Genomic DNA, 13734 nt, shown 5'->3' on the forward strand with positions numbered 1-13734 from the left:
ACTTTGACGGTCGGCGACAGCGGCAAGAACAGACAGCACGAGCGCAACGACGAAACTCGTCTGCCCGAGCATTCCCAAACCCTGCCGCTGATCACCGAAGAGATCGTCAGCTCCCACCCGGCCCCGGCAGCCGAACCCACCGAACACGTCGTCACCAAGGTGATGCCGCCCAACCCGATCCGCCACGACGGCCAGACCACCCAACAGCAGACGAGGACATTGCCGGACACAGCCGCGGACTCACCTACGACTGCTGCGGCCACAGCTGTCTCCCCGACCGCCGTCGCCGAAGCGGCAGAGACGGCCGAGGACAAGAAAGAGGGGAAATCCTCAGAGGGCCGGATCTCGGCCACTCAGCTGCTGGCGGGCGCCGGCGCAGCTGCGACCTCCTCGGTCATCGGCGGTCAGCTCGGCGTCGCGGGCACAGTCGTCGGTGCCGGAGTCGCCAGCATCGTCACCGGCCTGGCCGTCACTCTCTACGGTCGCAGCCTCGACAAAGGCAAGGAGAAGATCCAGGAAGTCGGGTCCAAACTCGCTCCGGCCGTGAAGGCGAAGATCGCGAAGAATCCCAATGGCAAGACTACTGCAGTCGATCCCTCACTCGCCGAAGATTCGGCCTTTGCTCCACCGGAACCCGGCGGCGGCAATGCGACCGCGGCAGCCACCTCGGCGGCGGACGACAGAACAGCCGAGGACGGCGACGGCAGTGAAACCGAGAGCGAGCCCCGCTCCTGGTGGCAGAAGCTGCGTCGCAAACGGGTCCTCTACCCGTTGACGATCGGCGTCGCAGCCTTCGGAATCGGGCTCGGCGCGGTCGTGATGGCCGAGAACTTCACCGAAGCCGATATCTCACCAGGCACCTCGCAGATCTCGCGATCGGTGACCGGGCAGTCGACGAACGACCAACCCGTCATCGACGACGGGACTTCGAACTCCGGGACCAGCGGAGACGAATCGTCGAGCGGATCCGGGTCGGGCGCCGACGGCGGTCAGAGCTCATCGAACAGCGGATCGGGCACGCAGAACGGTCAGTCCACCTCGGCGGGGGAGACCGGCGCCGAAGGTGCGGCAGAGGGGCAGGGCTCTCAGGGTACGGACACGACGACGGGCACGGGCGATTCCTCCGGCAGTTCGACGAGCACCGACGGCACGGGTGCGAGCAGCGGGTCCACCTCGACCGATGGCACCGGCAGCTCCGGGGACACCAGCGGTGGGACAAACAGCAGCACAGGCTCGGGATCCAGCTCGGACGGGTCGGACGCCTCGGGCAGCGGCTCGTCGGGTTCGGGCGGATCCGGAACCGGCGGTTCCGGCGGTTCGGGTGGTGGGTCGGCCGCCTCGGCGGAAGGGTGAGTCTGACACGTCGACGACGGGAATTTAAACAGCCCGCCCTTGGTTGTATCGAGCAGAGAACATCGCTAGGTTGAAACTAACTTTGTCAGTGTTCTGCCGAAGTCGGGATATCGAGACTGGGCGAACGGCACTGAGCCGACCGATCAGCTGCACCGGTGGGAACCGCATCTCACCGGTGGCCGTGATCGCGGGCTGAGTGACGCCGCCTGAAATCAAACGGTTGAAGGAGATGTTATGACGCAACATACAGATCATGAATATGCTGGCCACGACAGTACGAAGGCAACGACCACCGAGTCCGGTGCGCCGCGGGAATCCGATGCTCACTCGCTGAGTGTGGGCGCGAACGGGCCGCTGATGCTCCACGACGTGGCTCTGGTCGAGAAGCTTGCTCGCTTCGACCGTGAGCGAGTTCCCGAGCGCAGCCCCCACGCAAAGGGATCCGGCGCATTCGGCGAGCTCGAAGTCACCGAAGACGTCTCCAAGTACACGAAGGCCGACTTCCTGCAGCCGGGCAAGAAGACCCCGATGCTCGCCCGCTTCTCCACCGTCGCCGGTGAACTAGGCTCGCCCGACTCGTGGCGCGACGTGCGCGGATTCGCGCTGAAGTTCTACACCGAAGAGGGCAACTTCGACATGGTGGGCAACAACACCCCCGTGTTCTTCGTCCGTGATCCCATGAAGTTCCCCGACTTCATTCACTCGCAGAAGCGCCTGCCCGACTCCGGTCTGCGGAGCAACAATATGCAGTGGGACTTCTGGTCGCTCTCGCCTGAGTCGGCTCACCAGGTCTCCTACCTCATGGGACCCCGCGGCCTGCCCAAGAGCTGGCGCCACATGAACGGCTACTCCTCGCACACCTACATGTGGGTCAACGCCGAGGGCGAGAAGTTCTGGGTCCAGTACCATTTCCACACCGACCAGGGCGTGGAGAACATGAGCAACGAGGAAGCCGGTCGGATGGCGGGCGAGGATGCGGACATGCATCGCCGCGACCTGTTCGATGCCATCGAGCGCGGCGACTACCCGTCCTGGACCTTCAGCGTGCAGATCATGCCCTACGAAGACTCCAAGGACTACCGCTTCAACCCCTTCGACCTGACCAAGATCTGGTCGAAGAAGGACTACCCGCTCATCAAGGTCGGCAAGTTCACCCTCAACGAGAACCCCTCGAACCACTTCGCACAGATCGAGCAGGCTGCCTTCAGCCCCTCGAACACCGTGCCGGGAACCGGGCTCTCGCCGGACAAGATGCTGCTGGGCCGCGTGTTCTCCTACCCGGATGCACAGCGCAACCGCATCGGCACGAACTTTAACCAGCTGCCGGTCAACGCCCCTGTCACGAAGACGAATTCGTACGACAAGGAAGGCCAGATGGAGTACCACCACTCGGGTAATGCGCCCGTCTACGCCCCGAACTCGTACGGACGCTCCTACCAGGACGAGCAGGGCCCGGTCGACAACGGCTGGGAGGCCGACGGCGAGCTGGTGCGCAGCGCCTACAGCCTGCACGCCGAGGACGACGACTTCGGCCAGGCACACACCCTGGTCCGTGAGGTTTACACCGAGGAGGAGCGCCAGGGTCTCATCGAGACCGTCGCGGGCGGACTCTCCGACGGAGTCGAGGAGCCGGTGCTGTCGAATGCGATCCAGTACTGGAAGAACATCGACGCCGAGGTCGGCGCGGCTATCGAGGCCAAGGTCAAGGGCTGAAGCAGCCTGAGATCGTGAGCGCCTGACCGCTTGAGAGTTCGGCACGAGACGGCGGCCCGGAACCCCCACACCGCGGGAGTGTCCGGGCCGCCTTCTCTTTCCCAATTGCTACCTGACGGCGGCCCAGCAACTCGCGCGAGGTTGCTGGGCCGCCGTCAGGTAGTAGTTGTTAGTCGTCGATTTCTTCTAGGAGCTTCTTCTCGTCGATGGCCAACTGATCCTTGTCGAGGTGCTGCATGAAGTGCTTCTTCCCTCGGGCGTACCAGAGGATGACGGCGATGAGAGCCACCGCGAGAACCGCAACCGGGGAATAGTTGAACGTCGAGATGGTAATCGGCAGGCTCGGCGGGAGAACGAAGAGGATGCAGATGAAGATCACCCACACGACTGCGATCCAACCGATGACTCCGCTCCACTTACCGAGATTCCACGGTCCGTTCTGGAAGTCTTTGCCCTTGAGCCTGCGCAGCAGCACCGGAGCGACATAGGCGATATAGAGTCCGATCACCGCCACACTGGTCACCGCCAGGTACGCGGTCTCATTGAACAATGCCGGCAGCGTGAGCACGGTGGAGAGCACGATGCACAGCCAGATCGAGTTCGTCGGAGTGCCGGTGCGTGGGTTGACCTTCTTCCACCACCGGGAACCAGGAATCGCGTCATCGCGGGAGAACGCATAGCTCATCCGCGAGTTCGCCGTCACCGATGCCATACCGCAGAAGAACTGTGCGCCGCAGACGATGAAGAGCAGGAACTTCGCCATCGTCGGATTGTTGAGAGCGTCGAGGAACACCTGAGCCGGAGGCAGTCCGGTCTCGGTGGCGTTGAGCGCGGTCAAACCCGCCTCGGAGCCGTCTTGAATGGACGCGGTGATCGAATAGAGCAGGATCCACCCGCCGATGATCGAGATGAGCACGCTCATGACGATGCCCTTCGGAGCAGCGATCGCCGCGTTCTTCGTCTCCTCAGCCACGTGCGCCGAGGCATCGTAGCCGGTGTACGTGTACTGAGCCATGAGCAGGCCCATGAGGAACACGAACGGCATGAACGTGAATCCGGTTTCGTTGTGCCAGGCCGTCATCGTCCAGCTGAACGACTGGTGCTTCGTCGGCATGATCCACAGCGCACCGACGATGATGAGGACACCGACGATGTGCCACCAGGCCGAGACCCCTGAGAGCAGGTTGACGAGGTTGACTCCGAAGGTGTTGAGCAGGCCGTGGATGACGATGATGACGAGGAAGAGCCCGAAGGTATTGAGTGCCGTGGGCACGACACCGAAAGTCAGCGCCGCAAAAGCCATCATCGTGGTAGCCGCACCGTAGTCGATAGCTGCCGTGACAGCGACCTCGCCGAGGAAGTTGAACCACCCGACATACCAGGCCCAATGCCGTTTGTTGCGTTTGGCCAGGCGTCCGGCCCAAAAGTACAGACCTCCAGCCGTGGGGTATTTCGAACACACCTCGGCCATGGCCAATGCGACACAGAGGACGAAGATGCCGACCAACGGCCAACCGATGGTGATCGCCGACGGGCCGCCAGACCCTAAGGCGATGCTGTAGGAAGTGATGCAGCCCGCCAGGATCGAGATGATCGAGAAAGAGACTGCGAAGTTGCCGAACCCCGACATTCCGCGTTTGAGCTCTTGCTTGTAGCCGAGCTCAGCGAGCCCTGCTTCATCATCGCTGAGGCCCGCGGCTGCCGGAGACGAGCCCGCCCCGGGTATCGGCTTCTTCGCTGGATCTGCTGGAGGTGTGGCGTCATTGCTCATGGAGAACACCGTTCTGCTCGAAACGAATTTGTCTGTGCGCCCTCCGGCTCCGTCTGATCGGCGATGATCAGGCGGCCGGCGCTGTGTCTGACGCAAAATCCGAACGCGTGATTGGAGTCACAGCTGAGTTCTGTCGTTGAGCATGACACTCGATAAATGGTTTGTCAATGGTTGTTTTTACGCATCAGATGCCGTCGATGACTGGTGTTTTCGTCAAACTATTGCATGGAAAAGGATTGGTGTCATACCTTTAAGGGGGATGCCGACATTCCAGCGCACTCACCAACTGAGAGTTTCCGCGAGCGGTCGCAATGACGCGCCACAATCGAGAAGAGGAACTATGAGCACTGCCCCATCACCGTTGACCCTTGATCAGCTGCAGAACGACATTGCGTCCGGAGAGGTCGACACTGTCCTCGTCGCCGCGACAGATATGCAGGGACGACTCCAGGGCAAACGGATCACGGGACGATTCTTCATCGACGAAGTGATGGAAAACGGGACCGAAGGCTGCAGCTACCTGCTCGCTGCCGACGTCGAGATGAACACCGTCGACGGCTTCGCGCTGACCTCCTGGGAACACGGCTACGGTGACCTGATGTTCGTGCCCGACTTCTCGACTCTGCGTCGCGTCCCCTGGCATCCACGATCCGTGATGGTCCAATGCGACCTGGCGCGTACCGACGGAACTCCATTGGCGGTCTCCCCACGGCAGGTGCTCAAGGCTCAGCTCGAACGCCTCGAGAAGCTCGGATTTGCGCCGATCGGAGCCACCGAGCTCGAATTCGCCCTGTACAACACGAGCTACCGGGACGCCATGGCCAGCGACTACCGCAACCTCGAAGCGGCCAGCATCTACAACATCGACTATTCGCTCTTCGGCACAGGGCAGGTCGAAGACTATCTCCGCCGGCTGCGCAACGAGATGGACGGCGCCGGGCTCTACACGGAGAGTGCGAAAGGCGAGTGCAACCTCGGGCAGCTCGAGGTCGGATTCCGCTACACGGACATCCTCGCCACCTGCGATAACCACGTTGTGTACAAACTCGGTGCCAAGCAGATCGCAGACCAGCAGGGCCGCTCGGTGACCTTCATGGCCAAACCCAATGACCGTGAAGGCAGCTCATGCCATATCCACATGAGCCTCAACGACAATGATGGAAAACCCGTATTCGGAGTCGGTCACGGCTCGGAGATGTCGGAGACGATGAAGCATTTCGTGGCAGGGGTCGTCGCCACCCAATACGACTTCACCTACCTCTACGCGCCGAATATCAACTCGTACAAGCGCTTCGCCGAGGGGTCCTTTGCTCCAACCGCCGTGGGTTGGGGATGGGACAATCGCACCTGCGCCGTCCGCATCGTCGGCCACGGCCCTGCTCTGCGCTTCGAACAGCGAGTCCCCGGTGCCGATGCCAACCCGTACCTCGCCTGCGCGGCACTCGTCGCCGCTGGAATCCACGGATTGGAGAACAGGCTGGAACTGCCGGAGGCCCTGGCCGGCAATGCCTACACTCAAGACGTACCGCACATTCCGAGGCGCCTCCACGATGCGGTCTCCGCATTCGACTCATCATCGGCTGCACGCGCAGCGTTCGGCGACGAAGTCGTCGACCACTACGCTCACGCCGGTCGGGTCGAAATGGCTGCTTTCGACGCGGCCGTCACCGATTGGGAGGTCCGACGTGGCTTCGAACGGCTCTGACTCGTCCGGGTCCCGACGGCCGCTCATCGGTCTGCCGACCTACTACGGGAGAGGTCAATACGGAGTCTGGGACCGTGACGCCGCCTTCCTGCCCAGCGTCTACGTCACCGCGGTCACCCGCGCCGGTGGCCGTGTCGTGCTCCTTCCCCCGGAGGAACCGTGGTCGGCCGCCGAAGCGGCCGAACTCGACGGATTCGTGCTCACCGGCGGAGACGACGTCGACCCCCGGCTCTACGGCGCCGAACCGCATGAACGCACCCAGGAGCCCAACCTGCGCCGTGACCGGTTCGAAGTGAGCCTGTACGAACATGCACAAGCAGCCGATATCCCGGTGCTCGCGATCTGCCGCGGAGCTCAGATCGTCAACACCGTCCATGGCGGCACCCTCCACCAGCATGTGCCGGACCTCCCCGGTCTTGATCCGCACGAAGCGGAGATCAAAGACGAATTCGCCGAGGTGGCCGTGACCACCGTGCCCGAAACGACGACCGCCGCGATCATCGGTACCGGAGCCACGGTTCGGTGCCATCATCATCAATCGATCGACCGCCTCGGCGAGGAATTGGTTCTGTCTGCCCGGGCGCAGGACGGCACTGTCGAAGCTTTCGAAGACGATGAGGCGAGGATGGTGGCGGTGCAGTGGCATCCAGAAGAGACTCTCGACGACCTGAGGCTCTTCGCCGACCTCGTTGAGAGAGCCCGAAAACGTGTGCATACCCGAATGACGGAGACGAAAGAGGAGGCTCGACTATGACCGATGTGCTCAATCCTGCGACCGAAGAACGGATCACCGCGGTCGCAGGACATACCGTCGAATCGACACGCGACGCCATCGGCCGCGCGGCGGATGCATTTCAGCGGTGGCGGACAACCGCACCGGCAGAACGTGCGGAGCTGCTGAGGGCCTTCGCCCGGGCGGTCGACGCTGACATCGAAAACCTCGCCCAACTCGAAGTCGCAGAAGCCGGCCACACGATCGGCAACGCACGCGGGGAAGCGGGAAACGTCCGCGATGTGCTCAACTACTTCGCCGGGGGAGTGGAGCGCCACCTCGGCGATCAGATTCCGGTTGTCGGGGGAGTGGACATCACCTTCAACGAACCGCTCGGAGTCGTGGGCATCATCGTTCCTTGGAACTTCCCGATGCCGATTGCCGGGTGGGGGTTCGTCCCGGCCCTGGCAGCGGGAAACACCGTGGTTCTCAAACCTGCCGAACTCACCCCTCTGACGGCGATCCGCCTCGGAGAATTGGCCGTGGAGGCGGGGATTCCCGCTGACGTCTTCCAAGTTCTGCCCGGCCGGGGATCCGTCGTCGGCCAGACCTTCACCGATGATCCCCGGGTCGCGAAGATCGTGTTCACGGGATCGACCGAGGTGGGGCAGAAGATCCTTGCAGACTCGGCGACGACGATGAAGCGGACGACCCTGGAACTCGGCGGCAAATCCGCGAACATCGTCTTTGCCGATGCCGACCTCGAAAAGGCGGCAGCCACCGCACCTTACGGTGTCTTCGACAATGCCGGCCAGGACTGCTGTGCGCGGTCACGGATCCTCGTCGAAGACTCGGTGTTCGACCGTTTCCTCGAGCTTCTGGAACCGGCAGTCAAGGGTGTCAAGGTCGGTGACCCCGGTTCGGACGAGTCAGAGATGGGGCCGCTGATCTCTGCCGGGCATCTGGAAACGGTCACGTCATTCCTCGACGGCGTCGATATTGCGTTCACCGGCGATGCGCCGACCGGGACCGGCTATTGGCTGAAGCCCAGCGTCGTGCTGCCGAAGTCGCCGCAGGACCGCATCGTCACCGAAGAGGTCTTCGGACCTGTCGTCACTGTGCAGCGGTTCCGGGACGAGGCCGAAGCGATCGCGATGGCCAATGATTCCCATTACGGACTCTCCGGGTCGATCTGGACGCGCGACATCGGCCGCGGGCTGCGAGCTGCCCGCGGAGTCGACACCGGCGCGCTCTCGGTGAACTCGCATTCGGCAGTCCGCTACTCCACCCCATTCGGCGGATTCAAACGGTCGGGCATCGGACGGGAACTCGGGCCCCACGCGATGGACTCCTTCACCGAGACGAAGAACGTCTTCATCGCCACCGACTGAACAGCTCTCTCCATCGCCACTCCACAGGCCTACCACCTTCTCCCAGCAAAGGACACCAACGACATGAACGCACGACAGACTGCTTCCACCCAGGACGATTCCGCGATCATCTGCCGCCGACTGCCCGGACGCACTGCCGTCGTCACCGGCGGCGCCAGCGGAATCGGGCTGGCCACAGCCAAACGACTGGCCTCGGAAGGCGCCCACGTTGTCATCGCCGACACGAACGCTGATGCCGGTGCTGCGGCGGCCGAGGCGGTCGGCGGACTGTTCGTGGCCACCGATGTCACCGACCCGGCGGCAGTCGAGAACCTCTTCGACACCGCGGCAGCCACCTTTGGAAGTGTGGATGCCGCCTTCAACAACGCCGGAGTGTCACCGACCGACGATGCCTCCATCACGGACACCGGAATCGACGTCTGGCGGAAAGTGCAGGAGATCAACCTGACTTCGGTGTACCTGTGCTCGCAGGCGGCGTTGAAGCATATGCGCAGGCAGGGACGAGGCTCGATCATCAATACGGCATCCTTCGTAGCCCTTATGGGGTCGGCCACCTCGCAGATCTCCTATACAGCGTCGAAGGGCGGAGTGCTGGCCATGACCCGAGAACTCGGAGTCGAGTTCGCGAAAGAAGGAGTGCGGGTCAATGCGCTGTGCCCGGGCCCGGTGAACACGGATCTCCTGCGGGAGCTCTTCGCCAAAGATCCCGAAATGGCTGCCCGGCGTCTGGTCCACGTGCCGATGGGACGTTTCGCCGAGGCGGACGAGATGGCTGCCGCCGTTGCCTTCCTTGCCAGTGACGATGCTTCCTTCGTCACGGCGCAGGCTTTCACGTCGACGGAGGTCTCACCAACGCCTACACGACGCCGTTGTGAGAAGGTGAGAACATGAGCGCAGAGAGGTCGACCGCACCGCAAGGGCAGATAGCTGCTCTGCGGGCGATCGCCCCTGCGCGTTCGGCAAATGTCTTCGAAGAGACCATCGAATGCCTGCTGCAGATCATCCGGCTCGGGGTCATTCCTCCCGGCGACCGTTTCCCTCCCGAACGTGAATTGGCCGAACAGTTCGGAGTCTCACGGGCGACATTGCGCGAAGCGATCTCCGAACTGCAAGCCGCCGGCTGGGTGAGCGTGCGACGCGGTCGCGGCGGCGGGACATTCGTGACGAAGTCTCGTGCGAATATCGGTCCCGGGGGCGTCGTGCCTGCGGGAACGAAGCGGACCGATGACAGTCCCGGCCGCGGATTCTCGCCCGAAGCAGTCGATGACACTCTCCTGTGGCGCAAGGTCATCGAGATCGGCATCGCCGAGGTGGCTGCTGCACAGGATCTCACCGCGGCTCAGCGCGGTCAGCTGACGGCCGCCCTCGAGGCGAGCCGGGATTCCGATATGTCTTCGTACCGGCGACTCGATTCGCAGCTGCACCTGACCTGGGCGCAGATGACCGGTTCGCCGAGTCTCGTGCGCTCGATGGTCGAGAGCCGGACTCGAGCGAACAAGCTGCTCGAACGCATCCCGATGATCGAGCCCAACCTCGTCCACTCTCACGAACAGCATCTGCACATCCATGAGGCGATCCTCGCCGGGGATCCCGAGGCTGCTCGTGTTGCTATGGCCGAACACCTCGATGGCACTGCGGCTCTCTTGAGAGGCTTCCTCGCCTCACCCCAATAATTACTACCTGACGGCGGCCCAGCAACCTCGCGCGAGGTTGCTGGGCCGCCGTCAGGTAGTTCGTGGAGTCAACTGAGGTTCGCGGCGCGCTGGGCGATGCGACCACCGGCGAGGACCATCTCGACCTGACGCGGCGACAGGCCATGGCGGAATTCGAACTTTCGGCCGGCCGCCTCGGCGGTGATCGTCATCCCCGCACCGAGCTCATCGCGCAGACCACGGAACTCGAGCACATCACCCTGGGACAGGGATTCGTAGTCGGAATCGTCCGTGAACTCGAGGGCGAGGACGCCGAAGTTCGCAAGGTTCTGCCAATGGATCCGCGCCAACGACTTCGCCACCACTACCCGCAGTCCGAGATAGCGCGGAGCGATGACCGCATGCTCGCGAGAGGACCCCTGACCGTAGTTCTCCCCACCAACGATCGCGTGTCCTCCGTCGTGGTCGGCGGCACGGGTGGCATAGGTGTCATCGACCTGGATATAGACGAACTCGGAGATCTTCGGGATGTTCGACCGATACGGCAGAACGCGGGATCCGGCGGGCATGATCTCGTCTGTAGAGACGTTGTCGCCGACCTTGAGCAGGATCTCCAGGTCGATGTCATCGGGCAGCGGGTCGAAATTCGGCAGGGTCGAAATGTTCGTTCCCTTGACGAGTTCGACGTTCCGGGCTTCCTCCGGTTCCAGAGGTGGAACAAGCATCTTGTGGTTTGCGGAGAACTTCTCCGGCAGCCGCACCTCGGGATAGTCCATGTCGAGGTCGCGGGGATCGGTGATCTTCCCGGTCAGCGCGGCGGCCGCGGCAGTCTCCGGAGAACACAGCCACACGGAATCCTCATCGGTGCCGGAGCGACCGGGGAAGTTGCGCGGCATGGTGCGCAGACTGTTGCGCCCGACCGCCGGTGCCTGGCCCATGCCGATGCAGCCCATGCAGCCGGATTGGTGAATCCGGGCCCCGGAAGCCACCAGTGAGGTCAGCCATCCGCCGGCGATGAGGTCGGCAAGGACCTCACGTGAGGTGGGGTTGATGTCGAGCGAAATCTGCTGATCAATCTGGCGGTCGGCAAGTGTTTCGGCGACGACGGCGAAGTCCCGCAGCCCTGGGTTCGCCGAGGAGCCGACGACGACCTGGAAGACGTCCTCACCGGCGACCTCGCGCACTGGAGTGACGTTGCCCGGAGACGACGGCGCGGCGATGAGCGGTTCGAGCTGCGAGAGATCGATGCTGTCGGTGAGATCGTATTCGGCACCTTCGTCGGCCTCGATGCGGGTGAAGTCCTCGGCTCGGTCAACGGCTTCCAAGTAGTCGCGGACGGCATCATCGGCGGGGAAGACCGTGGCGGTGGCGCCGAGTTCGGCCCCCATATTCGCAATCACGTGACGGTCCATGGCCGTGAGGTTCCGCAACCCGTCCCCGTGATATTCGATGATCTTCCCGACTCCGCCTTTGACCCCGTGACGACGCAGCATTTCGAGGATGACGTCCTTGGCTGAGACCCAGTCGGGCAATGTGCCTGTGAGTTCGACGCCCATGATCTGCGGGGCGCTGATGAAGAGGGGTTCACCGGCCATGGCCATGGCGATCTCGAGTCCGCCGACGCCTATGGCGAGCATTCCCAAAGCGCCGGCGGCACAGGTGTGGGAGTCCGAGCCGATGAGAGTCGTCCCGGGCTTTCCGAACCGTGACTGGTGGACAGGGTGGGAGACGCCGTTGCCGGCAGGGGAGAACCACAGACCGAACCGTGCCGCGGCAGAGCGGAGGAACTCGTGGTCCTCCGGGTTCTTCTCATCGGTCTGCAGCAGGTTGTGATCGACGTACTGCACGGACAGATCCGTGCGGATCCGGTCGAGGCCGAGCGCCTCGAGTTCGAGCATGACCAGGGTGCCCGTCGCATCCTGGGTGAGCGTCTGGTCGATCCGGATCCCGAGTTCGTTTCCGGGAGTGAGCTCCCCGGACTCCAGATGTGATCGGATGAGCTTCTGAGCAACGTTCTCAGCCATTGTCCGCCTCCTTCGGCAGTCAGCGATCCACCGAAGCCACTCGGCTTCGGGTGGTCAATCCACGCTAGTCGTCGATCGATGGGTTCTCAAGGTCGGTCGGCTCCTGTGACCGGGTTTGCACGTCTCAGAACTACCTGACGGCGGCTCAGCAACCTGGCGCGAGGTTGCTGAGCCGCCGTCAGGTAGCAATTGGGGGGTGTTGGGATTGGGAGGTGAGGAGGATACTGGGACTATGCCGGAGCTGCCCGAGGTCAATGCGCTGATCGACTTCCTGCGTCCGCGGCTGATCGGGGACTTCGTCACCCGCGCGGACATCGCCGAACTCAGCCTGCTCAAGACCGTCGACCCGAGCATCGATGCGCTCGCCGGACTTGCTATCACCGAGGTGGCCCGCCGTGGGCGAGCCCTCGTCATCGGTTTCGACGGACTCAGTCTCGTCTGCCGTTTCGCCCGAATGGGCTGGCTGAACTGGCATGACACCGCACCGAGTGGTCCGACCCGGATGGGCAAGGGGCCGTTGGGAATGCGCGTAACCCTGGCCTCGGGGGCCGCCTTCGACCTCATCGAACCCGGGTCGAAGAAGAACGCCGCCGTGTCCCTCGTCCGCGACCCCTCCGAGGTGCCCGCCCTCGCATCGCTCGGCCCCGACGTCCTGAGCCTCACCGTCGACGAACTCGCCGCGGCCCTATCCGAATCGACCTCCCGGATCAAAACGGTCCTCGAAGATCAGAGAGTCATCTCAGGCCTCGGTAATGCCTATACCGACGAGATCCTCCACGCCGCGAAGCTCTCCCCGTTCGCAACCGCGAAGACCGTCGACCCGCAGGCGCTGCACACCGCCATCCACGAGGTGCTCGATGCCGCCCGCAGCAGGCTCATCGGCCTGCCGCCGGGCAAGATCAAAACCGCGAAGAAGCGCGGATTCTCCGTTCACGGCCGCACAGGTGAGACCTGTCGTGTCTGCGGGGAGACCGTCGCCGAGGTGTCCTTTGCCGACAAGTCCTTCCAGTACTGCCCCGGCTGTCAGACCGGCGGAAGGAAGCTCTCCGACCGTCGCATGGACCGCCTCCTCAAGTGAGGCGCCTGCTCAAGTGACGCCTGACCGCCGGCATGGACGGCACCATCGACAGGATCTGCACCGCGCTCGCCGTACCCTCACTCTGGGCGGAGGCGGAGATGGCGGTCGGCGATGCCATGGGCACGCAGGGCCACCTCGGCGGCACCGGTCCATCCCACCCCGGGCGAGGCGACGTACGCGGCGACCAAGTACGGAGTGCTCGGCCACTTCGAGGTCGTGCACACTGAATTGCGCGGTACCGAGGTTCACTTCAGCGCCGTCATGCCCGTAGGCGTCGACACCGTCTTCGTTGCGGGGCCCGGTACCGGTGCGGGCCGATGCTCGCGCCGGCTACG

Annotated in this window: 9 protein-coding genes and 1 pseudogene; 8 read left to right on the plus strand and 2 right to left on the minus strand. The window is 63.4% G+C overall.

The features are described from left to right. The first annotated feature begins 3 nt into the window (after positions 1-3). Positions 4-1353, plus strand: a complete 1350-nt coding sequence (locus LJ362_RS02935) for a hypothetical protein (protein WP_264800679.1) — start codon at positions 4-6, stop codon at positions 1351-1353. A 234-nt stretch (positions 1354-1587) separates the two neighbouring features. Beyond that, complete coding sequence (locus tag LJ362_RS02940; RefSeq protein WP_264800680.1) at positions 1588-3066, plus strand: catalase; 1479 nt, start codon at positions 1588-1590, stop codon at positions 3064-3066. A gap of 169 nt (positions 3067-3235) precedes the next feature. On the opposite strand, the gene LJ362_RS02945 is transcribed toward LJ362_RS02940, so the two are convergent. Further along, the gene (locus LJ362_RS02945; RefSeq protein ID WP_264800681.1) at positions 3236-4837 is read right to left on the minus strand and encodes an amino acid permease; all 1602 of its coding nucleotides are present in this window, start codon (positions 4835-4837) and stop codon (positions 3236-3238) included. A gap of 340 nt (positions 4838-5177) precedes the next feature. On the opposite strand from LJ362_RS02945, the gene LJ362_RS02950 reads away from it, so the two are divergent. The 5 genes and pseudogenes from LJ362_RS02950 to LJ362_RS02970 all read left to right on the plus strand — a co-directional run bounded on the left by LJ362_RS02950 (position 5178) and on the right by LJ362_RS02970 (position 10318). Next, on the plus strand, positions 5178-6542 hold the full coding sequence (locus LJ362_RS02950; RefSeq protein WP_264800682.1) for a glutamine synthetase family protein: 1365 nt from the start codon (positions 5178-5180) through the stop codon (positions 6540-6542). Then, a complete protein-coding gene (locus LJ362_RS02955) occupies positions 6523-7296 on the plus strand; it encodes a gamma-glutamyl-gamma-aminobutyrate hydrolase family protein (protein WP_264800683.1) in 774 nt (257 codons plus the stop codon). The genes LJ362_RS02950 and LJ362_RS02955 overlap by 20 nt, the downstream gene beginning before the upstream one ends. Further along, entirely contained in the window at positions 7293-8645 is a 1353-nt protein-coding gene (locus LJ362_RS02960; RefSeq protein WP_264800684.1) for an aldehyde dehydrogenase family protein, read from the plus strand. Before LJ362_RS02955 ends, LJ362_RS02960 begins: the two co-directional genes overlap by 4 nt. A 63-nt stretch (positions 8646-8708) precedes the next feature. Continuing rightward, positions 8709-9520 (plus strand): annotated as a pseudogene (locus tag LJ362_RS02965) (3-oxoacyl-ACP reductase). 12 nt (positions 9521-9532) lie between these two features. Further along, complete coding sequence (locus tag LJ362_RS02970) at positions 9533-10318, plus strand: FadR/GntR family transcriptional regulator (protein ID WP_264800685.1); 786 nt, start codon at positions 9533-9535, stop codon at positions 10316-10318. A gap of 68 nt (positions 10319-10386) precedes the next feature. Here the strand turns inward: LJ362_RS02970 and LJ362_RS02975 are convergent, their stop codons facing one another. Beyond that, positions 10387-12321, minus strand: a complete 1935-nt coding sequence (locus LJ362_RS02975) for an aconitate hydratase (protein ID WP_264800686.1) — start codon at positions 12319-12321, stop codon at positions 10387-10389. Positions 12322-12553: 232 nt separating this feature from the next. On the opposite strand from LJ362_RS02975, the gene LJ362_RS02980 reads away from it, so the two are divergent. Then, positions 12554-13399 (plus strand): DNA-formamidopyrimidine glycosylase family protein, encoded by an 846-nt coding sequence (locus LJ362_RS02980; protein ID WP_264800687.1) that lies wholly within the window; start codon positions 12554-12556, stop codon positions 13397-13399. Positions 13400-13734 lie beyond the last annotated feature (335 nt).

The sequence above is a fragment of the Brevibacterium sp. JSBI002 genome (assembly GCF_026013965.1).
In the GTDB taxonomy this organism is placed as follows: domain Bacteria; phylum Actinomycetota; class Actinomycetes; order Actinomycetales; family Brevibacteriaceae; genus Brevibacterium.